The organism is Methylomonas sp. DH-1, assembly GCF_046097555.1.
Classification (GTDB): domain Bacteria; phylum Pseudomonadota; class Gammaproteobacteria; order Methylococcales; family Methylomonadaceae; genus Methylomonas; species Methylomonas koyamae.
In genome coordinates, this window is record NZ_CP143090.1 from 181,940 (window position 1) to 206,077 (window position 24,138).

At 48.5% G+C, this 24,138-nt stretch carries 18 protein-coding genes and 3 pseudogenes; 9 read left to right on the top strand and 12 right to left on the bottom strand.

The window, feature by feature from the left end; all coding sequences use genetic code 11:
* Nucleotides 1-2 precede the first annotated feature (2 nt).
* The gene (locus VXJ35_RS23385) at nt 3-458 is read right to left on the bottom strand and encodes a hypothetical protein (RefSeq protein ID WP_197484822.1); all 456 of its coding nucleotides are present in this window, start codon (nt 456-458) and stop codon (nt 3-5) included.
* A 677-nt stretch (nt 459-1,135) separates the two neighbouring features.
* Here VXJ35_RS23385 and VXJ35_RS23390 point away from each other — a divergent pair.
* Nucleotides 1,136-1,725, top strand: a pseudogene (locus VXJ35_RS23390) (tyrosine-type recombinase/integrase).
* Between the two features lie 251 nt (nt 1,726-1,976).
* Here the strand turns inward: VXJ35_RS23390 and VXJ35_RS23395 are convergent.
* Nucleotides 1,977-2,486 carry a DUF1993 family protein gene (locus VXJ35_RS23395; RefSeq protein ID WP_064023765.1) on the bottom strand — a complete coding sequence of 170 codons (510 nt, stop codon included), beginning with the start codon at nt 2,484-2,486 and terminating at the stop codon, nt 1,977-1,979.
* Between the two features lie 136 nt (nt 2,487-2,622).
* On the opposite strand from VXJ35_RS23395, the gene VXJ35_RS23400 reads away from it, so the two are divergent.
* Nucleotides 2,623-3,249, top strand: a complete 627-nt coding sequence (locus tag VXJ35_RS23400) for a plasmid pRiA4b ORF-3 family protein (RefSeq protein ID WP_064023766.1) — start codon at nt 2,623-2,625, stop codon at nt 3,247-3,249.
* A complete protein-coding gene (locus VXJ35_RS23405) occupies nt 3,249-3,773 on the top strand; it encodes a DUF6933 domain-containing protein (RefSeq protein ID WP_064023767.1) in 525 nt (174 codons plus the stop codon). The genes VXJ35_RS23400 and VXJ35_RS23405 overlap by 1 nt, the downstream gene beginning before the upstream one ends.
* Nucleotides 3,774-3,893: 120 nt before the next feature.
* Here VXJ35_RS23405 and VXJ35_RS23410 read toward each other — a convergent pair whose 3' ends face one another.
* The 4 genes from VXJ35_RS23410 to VXJ35_RS23425 all read right to left on the bottom strand — a co-directional run bounded on the left by VXJ35_RS23410 (nt 3,894) and on the right by VXJ35_RS23425 (nt 11,549).
* Nucleotides 3,894-4,928 carry a Y-family DNA polymerase gene (locus VXJ35_RS23410; protein ID WP_331709687.1) on the bottom strand — a complete coding sequence of 345 codons (1,035 nt, stop codon included), beginning with the start codon at nt 4,926-4,928 and terminating at the stop codon, nt 3,894-3,896.
* A gap of 373 nt (nt 4,929-5,301) precedes the next feature.
* Nucleotides 5,302-6,051: an IS5 family transposase gene (locus VXJ35_RS23415; RefSeq protein ID WP_064023769.1), complete on the bottom strand. Its 750-nt coding sequence runs from the start codon at nt 6,049-6,051 to the stop codon at nt 5,302-5,304.
* Nucleotides 6,052-6,171: 120 nt separating this feature from the next.
* A complete protein-coding gene (locus tag VXJ35_RS23420; RefSeq protein ID WP_157198348.1) occupies nt 6,172-8,028 on the bottom strand; it encodes a diguanylate cyclase in 1,857 nt (618 codons plus the stop codon).
* A gap of 2 nt (nt 8,029-8,030) precedes the next feature.
* The gene (locus VXJ35_RS23425) at nt 8,031-11,549 is read right to left on the bottom strand and encodes a response regulator (RefSeq protein ID WP_064023771.1); all 3,519 of its coding nucleotides are present in this window, start codon (nt 11,547-11,549) and stop codon (nt 8,031-8,033) included.
* A 174-nt stretch (nt 11,550-11,723) separates the two neighbouring features.
* Here VXJ35_RS23425 and VXJ35_RS23430 point away from each other — a divergent pair, with 174 nt between their 5' ends.
* Nucleotides 11,724-12,821: a PP2C family protein-serine/threonine phosphatase gene (locus VXJ35_RS23430; protein ID WP_269454936.1), complete on the top strand. Its 1,098-nt coding sequence runs from the start codon at nt 11,724-11,726 to the stop codon at nt 12,819-12,821.
* Nucleotides 12,822-12,958: 137 nt separating this feature from the next.
* Here the strand turns inward: VXJ35_RS23430 and VXJ35_RS23435 are convergent, their stop codons facing one another.
* Complete coding sequence (locus VXJ35_RS23435; RefSeq protein ID WP_064023773.1) at nt 12,959-14,269, bottom strand: Y-family DNA polymerase; 1,311 nt, start codon at nt 14,267-14,269, stop codon at nt 12,959-12,961.
* A 61-nt stretch (nt 14,270-14,330) separates the two neighbouring features.
* Complete coding sequence (locus VXJ35_RS23440; RefSeq protein ID WP_331711095.1) at nt 14,331-15,899, bottom strand: tyrosine-type recombinase/integrase; 1,569 nt, start codon at nt 15,897-15,899, stop codon at nt 14,331-14,333.
* A gap of 1 nt (nt 15,900) precedes the next feature.
* Between VXJ35_RS23440 and VXJ35_RS23445 the strand changes: the two genes are divergently transcribed.
* Complete coding sequence (locus tag VXJ35_RS23445; RefSeq protein ID WP_064023669.1) at nt 15,901-17,148, top strand: IS256 family transposase; 1,248 nt, start codon at nt 15,901-15,903, stop codon at nt 17,146-17,148.
* A 1-nt stretch (nt 17,149) separates the two neighbouring features.
* Here VXJ35_RS23445 and VXJ35_RS23450 read toward each other — a convergent pair whose 3' ends face one another.
* From VXJ35_RS23450 to VXJ35_RS23465, 4 genes and pseudogenes are all read right to left on the bottom strand, one after another.
* Complete coding sequence (locus tag VXJ35_RS23450) at nt 17,150-17,902, bottom strand: hypothetical protein (RefSeq protein ID WP_157198351.1); 753 nt, start codon at nt 17,900-17,902, stop codon at nt 17,150-17,152.
* Nucleotides 17,903-17,908: 6 nt separating this feature from the next.
* The gene (locus tag VXJ35_RS23455; protein ID WP_064023776.1) at nt 17,909-18,937 is read right to left on the bottom strand and encodes a site-specific integrase; all 1,029 of its coding nucleotides are present in this window, start codon (nt 18,935-18,937) and stop codon (nt 17,909-17,911) included.
* A 78-nt stretch (nt 18,938-19,015) separates the two neighbouring features.
* Nucleotides 19,016-19,243 (bottom strand): annotated as a pseudogene (locus VXJ35_RS23460) (DNA polymerase V subunit UmuC); the annotation flags it as partial.
* A gap of 26 nt (nt 19,244-19,269) precedes the next feature.
* Nucleotides 19,270-19,683, bottom strand: coding sequence for a LexA family transcriptional regulator (locus VXJ35_RS23465; protein ID WP_064023845.1), 414 nt, complete (start codon nt 19,681-19,683; stop codon nt 19,270-19,272).
* A gap of 159 nt (nt 19,684-19,842) precedes the next feature.
* Here VXJ35_RS23465 and VXJ35_RS23470 point away from each other — a divergent pair, with 159 nt between their 5' ends.
* The 4 genes and pseudogenes from VXJ35_RS23470 to VXJ35_RS23485 all read left to right on the top strand — a co-directional run bounded on the left by VXJ35_RS23470 (nt 19,843) and on the right by VXJ35_RS23485 (nt 21,536).
* The gene (locus tag VXJ35_RS23470) at nt 19,843-20,499 is read left to right on the top strand and encodes an SOS response-associated peptidase (protein WP_064023778.1); all 657 of its coding nucleotides are present in this window, start codon (nt 19,843-19,845) and stop codon (nt 20,497-20,499) included.
* A gap of 75 nt (nt 20,500-20,574) precedes the next feature.
* Nucleotides 20,575-20,898 (top strand): hypothetical protein, encoded by a 324-nt coding sequence (locus tag VXJ35_RS23475; protein WP_064023779.1) that lies wholly within the window; start codon nt 20,575-20,577, stop codon nt 20,896-20,898.
* 113 nt (nt 20,899-21,011) lie between these two features.
* A pseudogene (locus VXJ35_RS23480) lies at nt 21,012-21,166 on the top strand (IS5/IS1182 family transposase); the annotation flags it as partial.
* 220 nt (nt 21,167-21,386) lie between these two features.
* On the top strand, nt 21,387-21,536 hold the full coding sequence (locus VXJ35_RS23485; RefSeq protein WP_157198352.1) for a hypothetical protein: 150 nt from the start codon (nt 21,387-21,389) through the stop codon (nt 21,534-21,536).
* The last annotated feature ends 2,602 nt before the right edge of the window (nt 21,537-24,138 follow it).

Here is a 24,138-nt window from a genome sequence, read left to right on the forward strand (position 1 = left end):
CGTTACACTCCTTGTTTTTTAGTTTGTCGAGCCAGTATTAGCCCTAATGCCAAAGCCATGATGACCAAACCCCATTCCGGTACGGCTGGTACCGCTACACTGGTATTGGGAGGCTGTAGCGGATTGGAATTGGCCTGATATTCCGCCAAGTTGGTGATGCCGTCGCCGTCGGCATCCAGTCCGGCATCGCCCGGACTCAGTGGATTGAGCCCGTATTGAATTTCCCAGGCATCCGGCATACCGTCGTTATCGTCGTCCGGGTCGGCAAAATTGGCCAGTAGGTCGCCGTCGGTATCTGGGCTGTTAGTGACGCCTTGCGTGTTGAAATTCCCAGCCACATCGTATTGGTAGGCAACCACCGGTCCGTCGTTGCGGGTAACCGTCTGTAACCGGTTCAGGTCATCGTAGCTGTAGTCGATGGTGACGGCGGCTGTTGCAGGCGTGGCAAATCCGGACATCAGTCCCAAGCAGAACAACAATCCAGGATTTAGTAGGCGAATATTGCTTTTTGGGCTGCCGCCCAAAACCGACTGGGTCGATAAGGGAGTAACTGAAAGCCTGGGTGGCTGTGTTCGTCGAGCGAATGTGTCGAGAAACTTCATGAGTTATCCTGTTACTTTTGCGCCAGTCTGGTTTGAAAGCTGCTGTCTGAGTGTTTGTTGCAGGGCAGTGAGATTGGCCTGTCCGAAAATACTGCTCCGCATGTATAAGCATTAAATAGGCCACGGTTCGAGCAAGTCTCTAATTTGCGCCGTAGGTCGCGGCGCAATAGCGAGTGCGGTGCGTGAGCACCACGACTCAGGCCTAATTAGGAAAGAACCTGTGTTGCCGCACAGGCAGCTCAACAGCATTGATTGTTGCCGTATCATCAGTGAAAGTTCGCCAACGGTTGGCCTATCTCGAATATTTTCAATGCAGGACGCCAATAACTGTTTAACATGCCGACTCACGAGATTTCGAAAAAAAATCTACATCATCATTGTGACAAGTGTATTAATGCCCCAACAACGTTATCGGTCGACGCAAGTTGTTAAAGCTATTGATGGGGAATTGTTGGCGAAAAAATGTAATCGGTAGACACTTGCTTAAAAGCCAAAATGAGAACTCCTTTCATCTAAATGTTTTGGAGTTTGTCATGAATAATTCAATTACCAGCAATAAACACGGTATTCCTTGGAACAAAGGGAAAATTGTCGGCCAGAAATATCCGCTGAAATTTAAGGAAATATGGGCAATAAGGATTCGCTTGCAACTGGCTCATCAAGTCAAGGAGCTAGTACAGATTTGGTCCGGTTGAAAGTAAGCGATATTTCGCAGGCAAGCCGGGTACTGACGCGAGCTATTGTCATGCAGCAAAAGACACACCGACCGGTTCAGTTTGAGATAACCGAACAGACGAGAGATTCGTTGGCAGATTGGATTGCACAAGCTCAATTACGGCCAGATCAATATTTGTTCCCCAGTCGTATCCATCGTTCTCTCCATATTTCGACTCGGCAATATGCGCGCATAGTCGAGCGTTGGGTGACATCAATAGGCCTTGACCCATCCGGCTATGGAACCCATACCATGCGTCGAACCAAAGCAACCCTCATTTATAGACGAACCAAAAACCTGCGAGCGGTGCAGTTATTACTCGGCCATACGAAATTAGAAAGCACGGTTCGATATCTAGGTATTGAGGTAGATGACGCCCTGGAGCTTTCAGAGCAAACTGAAGTTTAGGCCTCAAATCATTTGGGCGAGCGACTGCTTTCGAGCAGTTTGCTCGCCCAAACCTAAAACTATAATTTATTCTCTCTGACCGCTTTTGGCCGGTTGGTTGAGGTCGCCAGCGGCTGCTTTGCAGTCCGCCAGTTTCCAAAATCTGGATTTCCCAGACTGGCCGCAATGTAGAATATCAACCGGCAGAAATGGGGTCGAAATGTCACCGTCAGCCAAACAAAATGGATGTCAGCTTTCTAATTAATTCACAATCAACCGAACTCACCCAGGTAATCCTTCTTGCCGATTTCCAACCCATTGTGCCGCAGAATGGCGTAAGTAGTAGTCACGTGAAAATATACATTGGGTAGCACGAAGTGTGTCACGTAGGTTAAACCGGTAAAGGTCAATGTACGGTCATGCAAGGGCAGCAAAATCGTCGTGGCTTCCGATCCATCGATTTGTTCAGCGGTAAACGAGTTGATATGCGCCAATGTTTTATCAACTCGCTCGATCAACTCGGCAAACGAGTTTTCAACATCGTCGAACTTCGGAGGCTCCTGTCCGGCTAAACGGGAAACAGCACCCTTGGAAACGTCACTAGCAATTTGCACCTGACGCTTCAACGGGTACATGTCGGGATATAGGCGTGCGTTGACCAATACCGACGGATCAAACCTTTTGGTCTCTGCGAAATCAGTCGCTTTTTCCAGAATGGATCGTAATTGCGTCAGACTGCGGACGAGGGGCGGAACCGAAATGGCAAACATGGATAAAGACATCTGATAACTCCTGCACGGGTGAATCAGTCGTGTGGGTAGTGTAAGCCGCTTTATCAAAACGCGCGATCAATATTGTCGATTCGAATTCGGTTGCCGTAGGGTTAAACTACAGCGCATTAATATATCGAGATTCGACATGGTCGAGCAAAAGCCCGTTCGTAAGAAACACACCAACAGTACCAGTCAACCATGCTTGTACACGCTGCATATCGAGCTTAGGCCTAATGAAATTCGCCCACCGATCTGGCGAAGGTTGGAAGTCGATGGCCGTATCAGTTTGGCGAAGTTACACCACTTTATTCAGGCCGCCTTTGGCTGGAGCGACTATCACCTGCATCAGTTTAAAATTCGAGACAAGATTTATGCCCTGCCGGACCCAGGCGATGAGCTCGATATGCTGGACGAGCGCAAAGCCTATTTGAATCGCTTGCTGGCTACCGGTGACACTATGCTCTATCGCTACGATTTGGGTGATAACTGGGAACACCTGGTGACCGTCGAGGAGATTCGCAACGACTTAGACAACGATCCCAAAGGCGGCGCCTGGGTATTGGATGGCGCACGCTCTGGTCCTCCGGAAGATGTCGGCGGCCCGGAGGGTTATGCCGATTTTCTGGAAGTCCTGCAGGAGGAACCGAATTCTGAAGAAGCCGCCCATTTGCTCGAATGGGCAGACGGCGATTTCGACCCTGAGAGATTTGACCGGCGATTGGCCAACGCAGCGATCATGCGTATCTTGTTTAACCGTTGGGGCGGCAAATAATGCTGGTTTTACGCTGTACCAAAAAGCTGCAAACTGCACTCAAGCTGAAAAAAACCGACCTGGTCGATGCGAGTGTCGAAACCTCTAATTTCTGCTCGTGGCACCTCAATCTAATCGAGATCGACGGTCGCCCCTGTCTGTTGGTAGCCAACGACCAAACGCTTTTCAATTTCTTGATTGCCGATGTACCCCAGCTTGACGCTACCCAACTAATCCAACTGTTTAAATCCTATCTGCATTGCGTATTGGCCGCGGAAGGTTTCGAGCAGACCTTTATTCAAAATCTGATGACCGACTTTGCCGAAGTCAGGTTTGCCAACACCAACAGCAGACGAGTGCTGGGCTCGTTAAACGAGCTGGCTTTTTTCTACCTGTGCCACCTGGAAGATGAAGGCATTCACAGCCCCCGTTTGCCGGAAATTATCAAAAAAATGAATCGCGTCGTTATGGGCATGATTTCCTCCAGCGCCATCAACGAAGTTCATGATTTGTTCGGCCTAGAGCGTCCGCAACATCAGTGGTGAATCAGTCCGAGCCGCGACCTCTTAGCCGCTTTGAACGTCGCGCGGGTATACAGTTCGATCAAACACCTTATAGCGGGGAGTTGGCAATACAGTATCACCCATTCAGGTTAAATTGATTTGCTAGCGGCAATTCACCGTAGCTAAATCCCGCCAATTCGTCGTATAGCGCTGTGAAATCCTCTCCGCCTTAGGCTTCCAGGTCTGGTCGATTTTGGTACTGGCAATAGCAATGCCTTTGGGAAACCGGCGATTGATTTGATCTACGGCTTGCATCAGCTGAGGGCTTTCCTGGGTTTGGTTGTTGCCGAATAAATCAAATTGTTCCGGCGCGGTTTGCGGTTGAATCTGGCTGAGCTGTACCCCGCATTTTTGATAGCTATAGCCGGGGCGATAAATTTCCTTGAGCAGTTGTTGGACGATACCGGTAATGATGCGGCTGTCCTGGCTGGGGAATTGGAGTTTTTGACTGGCGGCACGCTGGTATTGCGGTTCGTGTTCGGCGAAAGGATTGGTGCGAATAAAGGCAGTGACATAGCCGGTCACCGAGTGTTGCTGGCGGAGTTTTTCGGTGGCACGGCAAGCAAATTCGGCCATCGCCGGGCTGAGTTCTTGCAGCGTGGTCAGTTTACGGCTGAAACTGCGCGAGCAAACGATTTGCTGCTTGTCGGGGGCAATTTCTTCCAGGTCCAGACAGGCAATCCCATTCAGCTCCATAATGGTTCGGGCCATGACCACGCTGAATCGTTGTTGCATTTCCCGCGGTGATTGCCGGGCTAAATCCCAAACCGTGCTTATGCCCAGCTGATTGAGTTGTTTGGATAACTGGCGACCAATGCCCCAGACTTCATCGATCGGCACGATCTTCATCAGTTTTTCCCGTCTGAGCAGATCGGACAGATTCAGCACGCCGCCGGTTTGTGGCCATTTTTTGGCGGCAAAGTTGGCGAGTTTGGCCAAAGTCTTAGTCGGTCCCATGCCAACACAGACCGGAATCCCGACCTGACGCCGCACGGCTTGTTTAATCTGTTTGGCGTAAGCGATCGGGTCTCGGCGACAAGGATACAGATCGGTGAAATCGAGAAAGGCTTCGTCGATGGAATAGACTTCCACTGTCGGCGCGAAGCTTTCCAGAATAGACATCACCCGTGCCGACATATCGGCATTTATGTGGAATTAAAATGCAAGCTATTTTTGATGATTTATCTGGTACCACAATCAATGAAATATTTCACGGCTGTGGCCGTAGTAAAAATCCCATATTTTGAATGCCAAGGTACGGCCAACTGCTGCCTTTGATACCTTAACACTGAATGTCTGAAATGAAATGTATGCCGGATTTTCTAACACGTCCGAGCGGACAATAAACAACGTGAATGACAGGAGAGATAGGCTAATAATGAAAATAGCTACCATGGGTAAGATGCAACGAAAGCTGTTACGCCAATAAATCTGGAAGTTACTATTCATCAATTAAACGGCTAAAAAACTTAGCCTCGTTGGTCAGTTTATAATAGGGGCTGTTGCCGTTTTACATGGGCAACCATATAAAAGCGCAAGCCAGAGCGATGACGCTTTCAAAATTGCGTTTCAGTTTGTCATACCGCGTCGCGATGGCTCTGAAATGTTTCAGTCTCGCAAACACATTTTCAACCAGGTGGCGATATTTGTAGAGGCACCAATCCACAGCATCGTTGCCAATGGTTGAATTCTGCTTTCTTGGAATGATTGGCTCAGCACCTTTCTCTCGAATTTGAATCCGTAAGGGTTCGCTGTCATAGCCTTTGTCAGCAATCATATAGTTAGCCAAGGGAAGCTTCGCCACTAATTCCGGTGCTTCTTTACAATCGTGGACTTCGCCGCCCGTGACCGAGAAATGAATGGGCAGCCCGCAGGCATCCACGGCCATATGGATTTTGGTGGTGTTACCCGCTACCGATTTTCCGATCGCCGTTTCCCGTTCATGGGCTGCGCCGCTACTATGTTGATGCGCTTTCACAATACTGCCATCAATGAATGTCCACTCCAAATCCGGATCCACAACCAGCTCCTGAAAGATGCCCATCAGTTTTTCTTGAAGCGACCAGGCATTGAATCGCTTATACACGGCATTCCACTTGCCAAACGTTGCCGGCAGATCTCGCCAAGGACAGCCGATTCGCATGCGATAAAAAATACCTTCTACCGTTTGCCGAAGCGTCGGCTTGTCGTAAATCCTCACGCTCAACAGGATGGCTTTGAATTTATTCCAGTATTCATCCGTAAACATTTGTCGCGGCATAGTTTGCTTGTCTTTTGATTGAAAAGCTCAATCAATGAGGCAGAGTAGCTCAATTTCAAGGTTATCGATCCAAAATGGCAACAGCCCCTAGTCATTAATGCCTCAATTATTTTAACGGTATTAATACGAAGCCAGCGAGGAGGCGTTACGCGTGCCAGCTTTGACTTCATAAAGGGCCGCGTCCGCCAATTTGATCAATTCCTGCCATCCGGGCCGATTGCCAACAGAGCCTGCGACACCAATGCTCACGGTAAGCGGCCTGGGCAGATCGATGTCTTTGGGCTGTTGCGACTGAATGACCTGACGGATACGCTCGGCCAACGACAGCGCTGTTTGGCCGTCAGTGTTAGTGGCGATTACCAAAAACTCTTCCCCGCCAAAGCGGCAAGCGATATCTGTGGCTCTGACCGCTGTTTTCATTATATTTGCGACATGGGTCAACACGACATCACCGGCATCGTGACCCAGAGTATCGTTTACCATTTTGAAATGGTCCAGGTCCAGCATCATCACGCTGATCGATTTTTGATGACGCAGAACCGCTTCCCACTCCTGCTGCAAACGTGATAGCGCGTAGCGTCTGTTCGGCAACCCAGTCAGCATATCGGTATTGGCAATAACGCTGAGACGCCGGTTGGCAACCGCCAACTCGGCATTGTAATGCTCAATTTCCTGCTTTTCCTTTTCCAGCTCCTGCTGCAAGGTAATGATGCGTTGACCGGCTCGGATACGCGCCAATAAGATTCTGAGGTTGACTGGTTTGGTTACGTAATCGTCGATGCCAGCATCGAACGCTTCCACCAGCTCGTCTTCTGTAGTTGCTGCGGTTAACATAATGACGTACAGCATTTTGCCTATTTCCAAGTCGCGTAAGATTTTTGTGAGCGCGAGACCATCCATTGGCGACATGCGCCAGTCGGTAATGAGCAGTTGCGGTTTGCGTTCCAACACAATTTGCAAGGCGGATTTGCCATCCCGACAGACTTCTACCTGGTGGCCGGCTGCTGTCAGTTGTTTGCAGAGTCGCGTCAATAGTAAAGCGTCGTCGTCTACTAGTAATATACGCAAACCGGGTAAGGTGTTGCTCGTATCGGATTCGGTTTCTGGAAAGGTGAGCCTGGTTTCGGTCTGGACGTCAATCAGCTTACCCCATTCGTGCCATTGGCACACGACATCTTCGGCAAACGTACTAAATGCTTCTTTCTCAATGTTATGCAATGCCGCATCCCGCTGTAGATCGGGCAGGGACACTTTTCGGTAAGGGTCGTCCGCGATACAGTAATGCGCAATTTGCCTGGCAAATGCCAGTTGGCTGGCAAAGCGAACCATACGGTTAACTTCAGCCTGCGGCGGGCCGAAACTCATTTTCAATGCGTTGACAAATACTTCCGGTATGCCCCAATCCTGTATCAGTATCAACGTCAGCCGGCGATGATTGATGGCAAAATATTGTTCTTCCAGTTTCAGTAGTTCAGCGCCGCTGGCTTGGGCGAGACACTTGGAGTAAATATCTGGCCATGCCGTCGCCAGTGCCAATTTGCCGATGTCGGCCAGTATTCCCACAGTAAAAGCCTCTTCGGGAGCTACAGTGCGTTCACGGGCAGTAAGCACTGCGATGGCGACAGCCGTAGCTAGCGACTTCATCCAATAAGTGCCGTAATCGAACTGTGTGCACGCTCCTTGCCGGTTATTGCCGACCAACGACAGACTCACGGCAAAATTGCGCACTGCGTGCAGCCCCATCATCTGTACTGCGTCGAATACATTGGCTATAGGCCGGCGCGCACCGAACGCAGCTGAATTGGCAAAACTTAGGATACGCGCGGTCAAGGCCGGATCGGCCTTTATTACTTCAGCCAGTTTTTGTACGCTCGTATCTGTTTTTTGCACCAGTTGCATGACAGTCAAAGCAGTACCCGCCGGCGATGGCAAGTGCTTGGAAGCCTTGAATTCGTGAAAATTGAAATCTTCTCCCACTGTTAAGTTCCTACTTCCCGCCCCAGGGCCGCGATTAATTCGTTGACGGCATTCCTGACTGCCTTAACCATTTCTGCAAAATCGGCGGTATCGGAGTGTCTGGCACTATGCTCCAAATCAGCAGCCAACGCCGTCAAACGACCGGCGCAAAAATGCCCTGCCATACCTTTAATGGCGTGCGCAGCGTTGGCCAAGGCTGGCAGATCGCCAATGGCCAGCGCATTTTCTACATCGGAAAGTCTGGCTGGACTATCTTCGATAAATAGATCGACCATGTCCTGCAGCAATTCCGTATCATTGTCCAAATGCTTTAACGATGTGGCAAAATCCCATACTATGTCGTCTGTTCCGGTGTTGCTATGCCTTGCAATCGGCGTGTCGCCACTCGATTCACCCAGTTCCCGTTTACCCAGCCAGTGTGTTAGCGTTTTTATTAACAGTGTTTTAGAAACCGGTTTGGTGAGGAAATCATCCATTCCTGCAGACAGGCACTTATCGCGTTCCTCATTGGAGGCATGAGCTGTTAGGGCGACAACGGGCGTGCGCTCAAACTGTCCACTCAATTCACGTCCGCGCAGAGTGCGGACGGCCTCATAGCCGTCCATCACTGGCATTTGGCAATCCATCAACACCAGATCGTATCTACCATGCGTCAGCTTTTCCAACGCCTCCATTCCATTTTCCACCAGATCAACGTAACAGTGGAAGCGGGTTAACCTACCAACAATCACTTTTTGGTTAACTTTATTGTCTTCGGCGACCAAAATACGCTTACAACTAAAATCCGGCAGCTCAAGGTTATTTGTAACTTTACCAGCCGGTTTTTCGACAGGCGTCTGGAGGGCGTTAATGATGGCATCGAAGAGCATTACTTGCCTCACAGGCTTTAACAAGACTTGCGCAAAACCAAATTTCGCCCGTTCGCTTTCGCTACCGAAGCCGCCAGACGACAATAGCAGTCGCGGTATCCGAGCGATTGCAGGATCTTTGTCGATGGCATCGGCCAAAGCGTAACCATCCATCTCCGGCATTTGTAAGTCCGACAGCAGGATATCGAAGGGCTGGCTGTCACGCACCGCTGACGCAAGTATCTCCAGCGCCTCAGCGGCATTATTAGTTGCGGAAACATTCATTCCCCAATGTTCGAGGTAGTGAAACAAGATCTTGCGGTTGGTCGCATTGTCATCAACGATCAAAGCGCGCTTTTCGGTCAAATCAGAAGCAGGAGCCGACAAAACTGTTTCGCCGGCCTGCAGCGACAATGTGAACCAGAAACAGGCTCCCTCTCCTGAAGCACTTTCTACCCCAATGTTTCCCCCCATAATCTTAACCAGATTTTTACTGATAGACAGCCCCAAGCCAGTACCGCCAAATCGGCGTGCGGTCGAACTGTCAGCCTGTGCAAACGGCTGAAACAATCTGGCTTGGTCTTCCGGACTTAAACCAATGCCGGTATCTTTTACTTCAAAACGTAACATAGCTGTATCGCCGTTTTGTTCTTGCTGCATTACCTTGATAAAGACCTCACCGTGATCGGTAAACTTGATCGCGTTGCCGACCAAATTAGTCAGTACTTGCCGTATCCGATTGGGGTCGCTCCGCCAGCGTTTTTGTAAATCCGGGGGCAAAAAGCAATTGAGCTCTAAACCTTTGTCATGGGCGCGTCCGGACATCAATGTACAGACTTCCTCTATTATCACCTGTAAATTAAACTCGATGCATTCCAACTCGACCTTACCGGCCTCCAGCTTAGAAAAATCCAAAATATCGTTGATGATAATCAACAGGGACTCCGCCGAATTACAGGCCGTATCAATTAAGTCGCGCTGCTCAGCGTTGAGATCAGTATCTTTAACAATATCCAACATGCCCAACACACCGTTCATGGGTGTTCGGATTTCATGACTCATGTTAGCTAGAAATTCTGATTTAATCCTGGTAGCTTGTTCCGCAGCATTCCGTGCCGCTTCCAGCGATTTCTTTACCTGTTCCTGCAAAATCGCTAGCGCCAGCATATCACTGACCTGCTGTAACATGGTCAGACGAGACTCAAGACGGACCGGGTAGGGATCCGTATATAAAAATAAAATACCCAAGGTTTTGCCTGCCGACACTATCGGCAGGATGTAGTGGCCGTGTGCCTGCATGCCATCGAAAACATGATCGTGGCGTGGATCGCAAAAACAATCGTCCGACACGATTAGCTCCTGCGAGATGGCTGCACGTCCGCACAGGCAGGCGCCGTAGGGAATGCGTTGTTCACGACGAATGAATTCCTCACTGAATCTACCATGCAACACGAACATATCCAGAAAATCTTGCTCAGGGTCTTTTAGAAACAGGCCACCCTTTCGCTGCAGATCGAACGCTTTCAGTTCGAACAAAATGTCGAGCACCTGAGTAATGCGCTCCTGTAGAGGAAGCGTTTTTTGCAATGTTTCCGAAATAGCCAGTCTAGCGGTGGTATCGGCATTTTCCATCAATAGCGCCTGTTCACTGTTAACTTGATCCGTTATATCACGCTGGATTTGAACATAACCGATCAGCGCTTTTTCGTTATCTCGAATGGCCGTGATATTGATATCCGCCCAGTAATCCCTTTCGTCGGGCGGCGTGGTTTGGCCGGCAATCTGAAACGGCTCGGCTCCGCGACGGCGGTTGAGTAATCGTCCTCTCCAGGCGCCGTCTTCCAGTAGGTCGTGTTGCATGCGCGCCAACATTTCCTTGCTGGCATTGGAACTGTCTAGTATATCCGGCGTATTTCCTAGCAAATCAGATTCTGACCAGCCAGTAAAATTGCATACGGTCGGGTTAGCATATTGAATATTGCCGGACGCGTCAGTGACTAGAATCATTTCGTTGCTGGCATCCAGCGCCCGCTTCAAGGTCAAAAGACAATTTTCATTTTCTTTCAACTGAGTAATGTCACGGCGGATTGACATATACTGAACCGGTTTGCCATTGTCCCCCAGAATTGGCATGATGGTGGTATCCACCCAATAAAGTTCACCGTGTTTATTTCGGTTGCATATTTCGCCTTGCCAAGGCTCGCCCTGCGCAATGCTACGCCACATATCACGCATGAACGTTTTGTCGTGATAACCGGAATTTACGATGCGGTGATCTTGCCCTAACAATTCGTCCTCGCCGTAACCGGACACTTGGCAAAAGTGTCTGTTGGCCAGGGTAATTCGGCCTTGCGCGTCAGTGACACTGACCAGCGCATGGATATCTAATGCCTTAAATAGATGCTGTTGATATTTGGTATGACTGTCGTTAATGGCTTGTCCCTCTGCGATCCTGGATACTAAGGGCCGTATGGCGTATAGCCATATTACCGCAGCAGCCAGAACGCTCGGTACGATCGTGTCGATCAAAATGTTCTGTAGTGGAGTCAGCACAATTTCCCATAGCGACAATGCGTTCAGCAGCAATAACTTTAGAGTTTCGGCCGCTATCATCGCCATGCTGATAACAACAAGAAGGAAAACAAATGAGACTTTGATAACCGGTTTCGTCATAGACAATGTTTGAAGGTATGTGTTCCGGAAAAGTTTAGTCTAAACTTTGTGCAAAAGATGTCCGAAGGATACCTTGTCCGAAAGCACTCAATCGATAAACTCTAACCATTCCAAACTTTTATAACGATCGCTTTGATATCGCTCGAGACTACTCAGCCCGCCTTAAAAATCCTGTTGGTCGACGATGACCGCATGACCCGCCTACACCTGAAAAACTTAGTGTGCAAAGCGGGGCATCGTGTGGTCGAAGCGGCGAATGGCCTCGAAGGTGTTTCGGCATTTGAAAACGAAGCGCCTGATTTGATATTGATGGATGTAAGCATGCCAGTGATGACTGGTTACGAAGCCGCTACCCTGATTAAACAGCAAGCGTCAGAGCGTTTTGTACCAATCATTTTTCTCACCGCGCATAGCGACGATGAATCTTTGGCTCAATGTGTGGTCAGCGGCGGCGACGACTTTTTGGCAAAACCGGTCAATAAGGTCTTATTAAACGCCAAAATTACCGCGATGTTGCGTATTAGCCGCATGAATCGCGAGTTGGAAGTCTATAAAAGACGCACAGAGGAGGAAATCGAATTGAGCCATCATGTGTTCGACTCGCTGACCCGACGGATGAGTGATAACATCATCTCGGAAATAACTAACTGGCAGCGTTCGGCTGGTCATTTTAACGGCGATTTGATGATTTATGACAAGTCGCCCTCCGGCAAATTGTATCTGCTGTTGGGCGATTTCACCGGGCACGGCCTATCCGCAGCAATTGGAGCCCTGCCAACTTCGGACGTGTTTTTTGCTATGACGCGGCGCGATTTCGACGCCGCTTCTATTCTGGCCGAGATCAACCGGAAATTGCGCGAGATCATGCCTATCAGCCACTTTTGCGCCAGTGGCTTTATATGCTACGACGCAGAAACGGATTTGATTGAAATATTCAATGGAGGCCTGCCTCCTATAATCGTCTTGGATGCTAACCGCAAAATCGTTAGCCACATTAATTCGCGTAACTTGCCCTTGGGCATTCTATCTGCAGGCAGTTTTCAACCAGAAATTACGACTCTAACAAAAAAAATCGGATATACGCTGATACTCTATTCTGACGGTGTGACTGAAGCGCGAAATAGCGACGGCCAAATGTTTGGCGAGGATAGATTAAATGCAGCTTTACAAAGCGCTGACGCACCTTATTCCGCCATAAAGACGGCATTGGAACACTATATTGGTAGCCAACCCTTGGAGGACGATGTATCTTTAGTAACAATAAGTCTGTAAGACGGTGTTCAGTTTATATGCATAAACCGACATTCAACAGATGTAATTGACCGGCAGCATAGGGTCGTTGCTTGCCTTTCACTACCCATCCTGTAAGCACATCAGGTATCTTTTTGCTCACTCTGAGTAATGATTAGCTAGCTGCATTTTACAATCGCCAACTCATCCCACTGGGTTGTATAGCGTTTTGACATGCGTTCGGGCTGGAACTGCCAGCTTTTGTTTAATCCTGTGGCGGCTATAGATATGGACTTAGGAAACCGATGGTTGATTTTATCGAAGCAGGCCATTAACTCTCGCTCCTTTGAAGATTTTGGGTTGGCAAACAAATCCGTCTGACCAGGCATGGTATTGGGGTAAAGGCCACTTAATTGGATTCCGCATTTCTGGTAACGGTAACCCTCCTTGTAAATACCCTGCAACAACTGCTTGGCAACATTGATCAACCTGCGTGTATCTTGCGTGCCTATTGCCAATTTCAAAGTTGCTGAACGTTGATATTGAGGTTCTTGTGGATTAAACGGGTTAGTCCTGATAAACACGGTTAAACGATCTGCTGTCGAATCCTGTGCTCTGAGCTTTTCCGCTGCCCGGCTGCAGAACTCGGCTAAAGCTTCCGATAATTCCTTCAAATTATCTAAAGGCCGCTTAAAACTTCTGGAACACATGATTTCTTGTTTGTCCGGCGCTATTTCTGCAAGCTCCAGGCAGGAAATGCCATTTAGTTCCATGATCGTTCGAGCCAAAACAACACTGAACTGCGACTGCATTCGTTGAACGGGCTGCTGCGCCAAAGTCCAGACGGTGTGAATGCCGAGTTGCGAGAGCTGCTGGCTTAGGCTTGAACCTATACCCCAGACTTCATTGACCGGTAACAGGCGCATTAACCGCTCCCGCCGTTGAGGGCAGGACAAATCCACAACACCGTTGGTTTTAGGCCATTTTTTAGCGGCAAAATTTGCCAGTTTTGCCAACGTTTTAGTCGGCCCCATTCCGACGCAAACTGGGATGCCGGTATTTTTCTGGATCGATTGTTTAATAGTGAGACCATAACCGATAGGGTCTTGCTGACAAATCCCGGTCAAATCCAAGAATGCTTCGTCAATCGAATAAATTTCGGTACTCGGTGAAAATGTCTCTAATAATGACATCACTCTGAAAGACATGTCGCCATATAACGCAAAATTTGATGAAAACAAATGGACATCATGTTTTTTAACCAAGTCGGCCACTTGAAAGAGCGGCACCCCCATTTTGACACCGAGGGATTTTAAAGCCTTGTTCCTAGCGATAAAGCATCCATCGTTATTGCTGAGTACGCCTACCGGTTTATCCCATAAATCCGGACGGAATACGCACTCGCAACTGACATAAAATGAGTTACAGTCTACTAAGGCAATCAGGGGTCGCGGCGGCAGTGCAGAAAGGGAATTGCGTGGGTCGGGCATAGGAATAAGCTTTTTAAGTGGCGCCAAAGTATACTTTTTGTTCTAATTTTGTTCTATTTTATTAGGTAACTTCATTCCCATGAATTTGCTGCGGCGTTCTGCCATCCAGGGTTGGAACATTTTTTAGCTTGTCCAGCATGACTTCCAGCTTCTGCAGGTCGCCCTTGACGATCTGTTGTTCCTCGGGCGTTAATGGCACCTCCTCAAGATAACGGTGCAAAAACGCTTTGGCCGCCAGTGCTTCACCCTTGACCGAATCCTTGGGTATATTGAAGTCGCAGCCAGCGCAGGCCATACGGTGTGGGCAGGTACTCCAGAAGGGGTTCGAGCAATAAGAGGAGCCTAAATCATAATATCGGTAAGGCTCACCCTTGGCTGCGGCTCCACTGACCACGGCTGTATGGTCGATAAGTACTTCGATTAGGTGTGACATCTGATCAGCTTTCGCAAAAGCGCCCGCTAACTGCGTTGGTTTTGTCCGAATGTAGTACAAAGTAGATTTTGGACTGCGATGACCTGACCATCGCATCAAATCAAATAGGGACATCCCTTGAGGTACGCTAGCTAAGGCAGTGACAGCCGAGGCCCGTCCCCTGTGGCTGCTGATTTTGCCTCTGCTGTCCTCTACAGGCAATCCGGCTTTGGCGCATAACATCGGGATGATCGTATCATTGATTGCCGAGTGTCCAATCGTCTTGCCACGGTACTGAAACAAAAACCGTACGCGTTCACCTGTCTTGGGATCGATTAAGAAACCTTGTTCAGGCCGAATTGCTTCCCATTCAGTGATAAACTGCCGGGCGATTGCACTCACCGGTTTTGTGAAGGCGGTGAAGGTTTTGCCGGCCGGCACATCTAAATAGCATAATGTGCCGGCGGCAATTGTTGTGCCGGTCGTTTCATCAATAATGGGATCATTTTGGGCTCGCGCACAGCCGACGCGAAGGCGGATGATTTCGTTCTGGCGCAGTCCGGCATGAGTCCATACGACGCTGATCGCCCGCAACATTTCTAAGGGATACCAAATCTCACTCAGTTTATCGTTCGCTTCAAGATTGAGGCTGGCCCATACCAATTTGAGCCAAAAATTGTCGTCTATGGCTCGCGGATTAGGGCCGCATAATCTCAAGATTGAATTCGGTGTGGCCAAATGATAATACGGATTAAACTTCAGCCGGACCCAGCCCCAATGTTGAATGTCACGGAAGAAACGCCGCATGGCATACAGTACGGAGCGTTTGGAATTAGCGCCAAGCGGCGTTCCTAGATTAACTCGCCCAGTATAGTCGAACGAATGAAGCTGCCATTCGCCAACCTTGAGCCGATTTAGGGCTGCGAGAAAATCAGCACAGGTTTCGACCGTCCAATCCGCCGGACTGGTGATTTCTGGATGAATTTGGGCTAGCCACAGGCCAGCACGCAGAATATAGCTGTAGTTAGACTCCCGTGTTTTAGGTTGCAAGGTCGATGTTTCCCGCCATCGCCGGCAATAATCGACCCATTGCGGCGCAATACCACCACCGCTTTTTTCCGAGCTATAACTAAATCTGGTGTTTGGAGTTGAAGAGAAGCGGCGTATCTGGTTGATTATTTGTGACCAAACAAAACGATCAACCGAGGAATACGCCACGATGAAGAAGAGTAATGTAATCGACCTGTCGAGTCGAGAAGAGAACGCCGATCCTTTGACCGACCTGATTCGGCAAGGGGCGCGCAAGCTGATTGAGCAAGCGATCGAAGCCGAATTGGCGATCTATCTGGAAGCCTTCAGCGAGCGGAAGCTGAACAATGGCCGGGCAGCGGTGGTCCGCAACGGTTATCAGCCGGAACGTGAGATTCAGACCGGCATCGGCCCCGTATCCGTTAAAGTGCCGAAGGTTCGGGCGAAAGACGGCCAAAGCGCTACCTTTCGTTCGGCTCTGGTACCGCCGTATGTCCGTAAGACACGTTCTCTGTCTGCCGCGTTGCCCTGGCTATACCTGAAAGGCATTTCCACGGGTGAAATGGAAGCGGCGCTGGAAGTGTTGGTGGGGTCGGAAGCCAAGGGGCTATCGGCCAGTACCGTGGCGCGTTTAAAACGCGATTGGGCAGCCGAATATACCGATTGGCGAGCGACTCGCCTGGATCGTGACCAATGGGTTTATGTGTGGGCCGACGGCATCTATAGCGGTTTACGAGCGGAAGACGCCAAACTGTGTGCCTTAGTCATCATCGGCGTCAATGAGCGCGGCGAGAAGCGCTTTCTGGCGATTGAAGACGGCGTGCGCGAATCGACGCAGAGTTGGCGGGAAGTGCTGCAGGGTCTGAAGGCGCGCGGCATGAATGCCCCTAAGCTGGCCATAGGTGACGGCGCGATGGGCTTCTGGTCGGCGCTGGACGAAGTCTACAGCGACACCCGGCAGCAACGCTGCTGGGTACACAAGATGAACAATGTGCTGAACCGTGTGCCGCAATCGGTACAGCCGAAGATGAAGCAATCGCTCTACGACATCTGGCAGGCTGACACCCAACAGCATGCTGAGCGGGCATTTGATCAGTTTGCCACGCTGTTTGAGGCCAAATATCCCAAGGCGGTTGAGTGTTTGTACAAGGATCGAAATGAACTATTGGCGTTCTATGACTTTCCGGCACAGCACTGGCAAAGCATCCGAACGACCAACCCCATTGAATCGACCTTCGCCACCATCCGGCACCGGACTACCCGAGCCAAGGGCTGTCTCTCGCGGGATGGCATGCTGCACATGCTGTTTAAACTGGGTCAATCAGCCGAGAAAACCTGGCGTCGCCAGCGAGGATTTGATTATCTTGCCAAAGTGATTACCGGCATCCCATTCAAGGATGGCATTGAAGTCGATACCACTGACCGGATCGCCGCTTGATTTAGCCCTGAACACCAGATTTGACAATAGCTCTTTTTTCCTTCCATGAGACATAATTGCGCATCCGGAGTGGCTCGGGCAGGATTCCCAGTGCGGCCAACCCGTGGGAGAGCTTGCCGATACCGTGAGCTTGGGCGCTGTACTTTTCACGGGTGCGTTCCAAGAGTTCGGCATCGAAACTTTCCAGGTAAGGGTTGCGGTTTTCCAGCATTACCGCTGCCAGGATGGATGGAAAATTCTGCTGTAGATTAACTTTGCCATACCCAATTTTCTGTAAAGCCTGATGTAAACGCCCACATTCGTGTTCGAAAAGTTCTTCTCCGAAAATCAATCGCCCAAGACCGGATAAATAAAATATAGGGCCAATGCAATGGACGAGGCGGAAATCGCAGAGAAGATAAGCATTCGCGGTGATGAAAAGTCGTGCGCTTGAGTGGATTAATGGGTGGCAGACTAAATCAATCCAAGCCTGCTGACTCCAAACCCAGTAGGGCTGCTGCGTTCGCTGAATCTCTTGCAGGATGGCGGTCTGAGCTTTGGCGTGCCTTTTTAGCAGGCTTTGCTTCGAACTCAAAGCCGCCACATCCCGTAGCGGCAAATAAAGCCTTGGCACAGCAGCTCTAACCCTCATGGTATTACTCCAACTGACCAATGCACATTCTTCAGTTTCCGATAGATATGGACTTCGATCATACTGAGCCAAATCAAGAGGCCATTGCCAATTCTTCGCACTTACAGAATCTAATTGAGCCATAGAGCATTACTCCATCTTCGCAAATAAAGCCGCGTCGATTTTGGCATCGGCATAACGGATGGCCTCAGTCATCCGGTTTAGTAGGTCTGCGCCGGAAAAATGAAGGTACATCAATGTCGTTTGCGGGTTGCGGTGTCCCGCATAGGCACTCAGCTCATGCAGTTTCCAGCCAGCTTGTGCGAGGTGAGTCAAACGCAGATGGCGCAAGCTATGTGTACTAAAGCCCTCGACACCGGCCTGTTTTGCCAAGCCTTCGACAATCTTGCTCCAGGTCCATTTCGAAATTGGCTGACCAGCGTTGCGGCGTGATTCGGAGAAAAATACTAATCCGGCTTGCTGATTGATCCGATGACGATAAACCAAATATTCGCTCAATGCATTTCCAGCAGTAGCGGCATAACAGACTGTTCGAGGTGTACTGCTCTTTGTGGTTTCGGGTCGAATACGAATGAGGCGATGAGCAAAATCGAAGTCGGTGACACGCAAATTCACCAATTCCTCACGCCGCAAGGCGCCATAATAAGCCAGAGCGAACATCAATCTATTTCGAAGAGATTCCTGAGTAACCGCTTCGATGAGTTTTTTCCAATCCTCTTCCGAGGGAATGGCAGGTAGTAGTTTAAGTCGCCGAATCAAGCCGTGCGCAAATCCAGGATGGTAGTCGCTATTTCGATTCAGATAAGTGCCACGAGGGACTGGATTAAAGTCCCGAATATCTTGGTAAACCAAATGGTCATACCACAGGCGAACTGCCGTAAGATATTGCTGCATCGTAGCATTCGAGTGGCAGTATGACTTTTTTCCATCCTGAGCATCGCCACCCAAATACCGAACATAGAGGGAGACGTGCTCCAGCGTGGCTTTTTCGGCTTCCACTCCCAAGCCTTGGCAAAATCTAAAGTAATTGCTGAGTGCGCGCGCATAGGCGTCGAGCGTTGCGTCGGCACGTCCCAAGTTACCCAGCAGAACCAGCCATGATCTACCGTACGGGTTTTCAGAAAGAAAGGGGTAACGTTCCCAAACGAGATTAGCCATGAACGTGTAACTCCACTCGGAACTAAATCTGTTCACCAGATTATGGCACCAATAATTTTGATTCCAAATAACTTACTACAGCGAGTAGTTGGACGAGAATAGCTGGATCTGATGCTGATCCACCAACTGCCGCACCTGAAACAACGGCACGCCCATTTTGATGCCCAGCGCTTTGACTTCATTGCTGCGGGCGACGATGCAGCCGTCGTTGTTGCTGAGTACGGCCACCGGTTTGCCGATCAGGTCGGGTCGAAACACCCGTTCGCAGCTAACGTAAAAATTGTTGCAATCGACCAGACCGATCAGCTTGGCTGCTGGAGTAACGATGGCCGTCACACGGCATGAATGACGTTGGTCACCACACCCCAAACCACCAGCTCCAGCTCGTCGTGGAGTGGAAAATCAGGATAGACCGGATTCTCAGCGCGCAGTTTCCATTGCTCGTCTTCCAATACCAAGCGTTTGACCGTCAGCTCGCCATTCAACGCGCAGATCACGATTTTGCCTGAAACCGGCTCTATCGAGCGATCCACCACCAGAATGTCGTTGGGATGGATGCCGGCCCCCAGCATCGAATCGCCTTGAGCACGGACAAAAAAAGTGGCTGCCGGTTTTTGCACCAGCAGTTCGTTCAGATCAAGGGTTTTGTCGACATAATCCGCTGCCGGCGACGGAAAGCCCGCCGAGACTTTGCTGGCGAATAACGGCAAGCGGCATGCAGACAGTGGCCGCTTGGGCGTCAAGATGGCAGGTTGGTCCAGATGCAACCCAGCAAACGCGCGACGCTTCAACTTGAACTGTAACGGCAGATTCGACATCATCACTCCATGGCAACTTCTAGGGCTGCATAGTCTACCGTCGAAAATGCATTTGTTCTATATTTGTTCTTTTTTCGAGTGCCAGCCATGTGCGGTCGCTACAGCCTGACCACTGACGCGGCAACACTGGCCGAGCATTTTCAGGTGTTGAGGCCGATTCGATTTCAGCCCAGTTACAACATTGCCCCGAGTCGGAAGATTTTGAATATCGTCGAACTCGATGATGGCTCGCGCAAGGCGGTGAATCTGTTCTGGGGATTGGTATCCTCCTGGGCCAAAGACAGTAAAAACAGCTCACACCTGATCAACGCACGCATGGAAACGATTCAGGAAAAGCCCTCGTTTCGCAGTGCGTTTAAACATCGACGCTGCTTGATACCCGCAGACGGCTTTTACGAATGGGAACGCCGTAACGGCAAACAAGCTTTCCACATCCACCGCGATGATCGTCAGCCCTTCGCCTTTGCCGGATTATGGGAGCAGTGGCAGCACGAAGCCGAAACCCTGTATTCCTGCACCATTATCACCACCGCTGCCAACGCATTGATGCAACCGATTCATGAGCGAATGCCGGTGATCATTTCACCGGAGCATTATCACGACTGGCTCAACAAAGCTGTGGATGCGGCCCATGCCTATCGGTTGCTCGATAACCCCGCCTACACCCACACGGTTGCGACACCGGTTGGCGATTGGGTCAATAATCCTCGGCATGATGATGAGCGTTGCATAGCCCCGATTTAGACTAACGCGCAATGTTGGCGTCAATCACAGTTGGCGCTACACTTTCATCAAAGAAGTCGAAAACAGGTAATAGACGTGGAAAGAATAATATTGGCGCTGTGGATATTCTCAAGCGGAGCCTTTGCAGCGGGTGATGAAAAGCTTTGGCCTGAAGACAAACCAAAAAACTTTTGCCTAGATCCATCCTTGGAGACCAAAAGCGAAAATTTAGCTAAAGAGCATCCTGAGGATGAGCGATTGGTGAAGCTTGTAGCCTTGCGTTCTGGTTTATGTAATCTGGTATTAAAAAACATCGTTCCGCTAAATACTGCCATCGATATATTTGATGCCGAAAAGGAAAGCGAGATGCAAAAACGCTTACAAGAGGGACAAACCAATAAAGGGGATATCGTTCTGTAAACGACTCGAGAATGAGCAATACTTTTTCCAGAGTTTGTGTCGCTATCGACCCAGGCTGTGTAGAATCGCGAGATTTATTAAAAAATCTCGCGGCCAATTAGCCGGGAGTGTAGATGAAGCGCTTCATTCAGAGTACAGACCGAACTCAGGTAACCCTATTTCCTGAGCAATTGGACTTTTCGCCGCGGACAATCCTATTCGGGTCGTTGATGTCTTTGTTGAACAACTCGACCTGGACAAATTAGGATTCAAAAGGGTTACGCGTGCCTAGAAAATCGACAACCTACTAGTTAGAGTTTGTTAAGCTGCATCTTGCTCAGATCATTACCCAAAAATATTTCACATCAAGTTTGTTAGCCAACCCATTGAAGTGTGCCAAATCGCCTCAGTCACGCAACAGATTGTTGCCCCATATCGACTTGATATATCAATAAAAACTGAAACAATGCTCCCCCACAGCCAACACGACTGGTTTGATGGAGGACCTGATGAAAATATTATTAGTTACTATGACCGTGCTGTTTTCTGCGGCGATTCTGCTGATCGCAGGGTTTCAGCTAATTCGCTTATGCGTTACCGAATTGGTGGAATTTGTCTTAGAAGCCTGGCGAAGTCCCGAACTGCAGTCGACTAATTAATGTAATCGTAATCTAACAAGATGCCTTTGGGAAAACTGCCGATCATCATCGTACATAGGGAACCGTTGGTTTGAAAAATCCACAGAACGGCTCGATAAGAAAATGAAAATAACAATGAAGTAGGCAAAGCATTTGTTCTTGAACTCTGAGCACCACAAGCCCTTATTGTCAGATCAGCAATCTATCTAACGAATTATTGTGATATTGATTCAGTTCCAATACAAATTCCTCATGGAGCGGAGAAATGCGCAACAGTTATCAACAGCCACTCATAGTTATCCACAACATTCCGTGTTCAAACTGCGTTAATTTCGTTGTTTGCGAACACTATTCCCGTTTTTTTTAACCATCAAGACCGTAGTAGCGCTCCGTTTATTCCGTTTTAAAGTAACATGAAATAAACGAATTCAAACGGTAACTCACTGAAATAAATAAAGAAAACCAGTTGGACTAAGATTATAGTCTTTTTATAGTATTAATTAAGTCTTTCTAAGTACCGCCGCAGTCATCGGCGGGTAAAACCAAAATAATTTCGTTAAATCCAATTTGAGTTGACTTTGATACCCATTTCGGAGAACACAAAGATGACATGAAATATATTGCGGAGCAGTATGAATTAATCGCTCTACAGCTAATTTCTTACTCCGTAGTCTAACGACATGAAGTTAAACGCCGCATTCGACATTTAAGGTGATCCCATCCCAAAAGCATAAGGAAACCACTAATTTCTAGTTTCCGCATGGATTCTTTAATGATTAGGGACCAGAATCATCCGTAGTGTCGCGACATCAAACCTACCTTAATTACGATCCATGTTCATACAAGGGAAACCTCGAAAAACCTATTTCCCTTAATTACACCAGAATAAAATCAATAGGTTATATTGCTGTTTCTGCTAAAATCAGAGGTTGTTAGAAAGTCCCTAAGACTAAAACCGTTGACTGCAATTGTCTTACAACATTAGGATGTCTGCCCTGCCCTGCCCAACGCAACAATTGTCTACAAAACCCACTGCTTTCTCCGTAGTATAACGACATGAAGGATCGTTTGTATCCTTGCGTTTTTTACAGTGGTTTAGCCAATTATTTACCGTAGTCATGCTACATGAAGATCAATACCCTACTTATCTAATATTTCTTTTGGTGCCATGTCCGGTACCGGACACCAATCCGTAATAACGACTGTGTACCCTGGTATGCCTCCATAAGCGTTATGTCGAACTCGTAAATAACGCACAGCAACCTCTACTTTTCTTACTACCGTAGTAGCACTACATAAAGAAATGTCCAATTTCAACTCACCGGTACCCTGCTAAATTTTAGGAACTTCAACCTTCAAGAGACAATTTGCCGCAAAATTAGGCGATATCAGCTGCTTACTCCGTAGTAGTACGACATAAAAGTAGTGTTGGGGCGAGAACGAATTCGTTGCGAATTAGTTCTGTTTGATCCTCTTAACCGCGCAATTTTTTGTTGGTACGATTTAATTGATAAGGATACCTTCTGTCCGGCACCGGACATTTTAACTAAAGATCACATCAAATCTCCGTAGTATTGCTACACATAAGAATTATTGAATCTTCTAAATTCAAGCTCAGATAACCTCTGATGAATGCTGTATTCGTGAGGATTTAACCTTTAACCCATTGATTTAACTAGTGCTGGAATTTGAGATATCGAATTTTCGTAGGACCCAAGTTCTACTTTCTCTCCGTAGTGTCGCTACATTAAGGTACTTTCTAACCCATTCAATTGAGCTCAATTTGCTGGTATGTGAATTAAAATCAGCTAGTTACGTACTCAATAGAGCTCGAGGAAGTATAAAATTTCAATTTCTTTCTCCGTAGTAGGGCTACATGAGGGATATGCTTAATTAGCACGCCGTTGAAGAACTGGTTGATAGACGTTTGCGCAGTGCAAAATTGACTAAATATTGCTGACTGATGCAAAGAGTGCCACTAGAGATAGACTCCCTAAAGTGCCAAAGATATAAATTCAACAGCCACCAAACCCAAACTTAACGAGCCTTTAGTTCACCGTAGTTTCAGTACATGAAGAAAGCAACTGAGCAAAATCGGCAAACGACCTCTTCTAGTTGATAAGATTTTCACCCATACAAGGATCGAAAATCAGGACTCCATATTGATTGCCCTCGGTACCACTAGCAGGTTGGTGAAAAATTCTTTTTTACAAACAATCGAGTCTATATTTAGTGCCACCAGTTTGGCGTTGACACTAAATAAAGGCCTCTTCCAGCTGAATTAGTAGCCAGAATATGGTTTTTCACCAACCTGCTAGCCATCAGCGTCAATTTAGCTTTGACCCCGCAGGTGGATTAAAGCAGAAGTGAAAATTGAGGCCAATTAGAGTGCTTCCGCTGTCTTTATAGGTACTGCTTTAAGCGACAGCTAATATGCCGTGATAGTGTGTATGGAAGGGCTGCAGATCCATAAACTGTCCAAGGAACTGGGAAAGTGCGTTAGGGCCAGACACGGCCATCCGAGATCAATGCTGGTATGAGTTCCAGCAACAATTGAGCAAACTGGCTTGGTATAGCGGACAGTTCAGTGTTTCACCACCCAAAAAACAGTAGGAATTTTTCA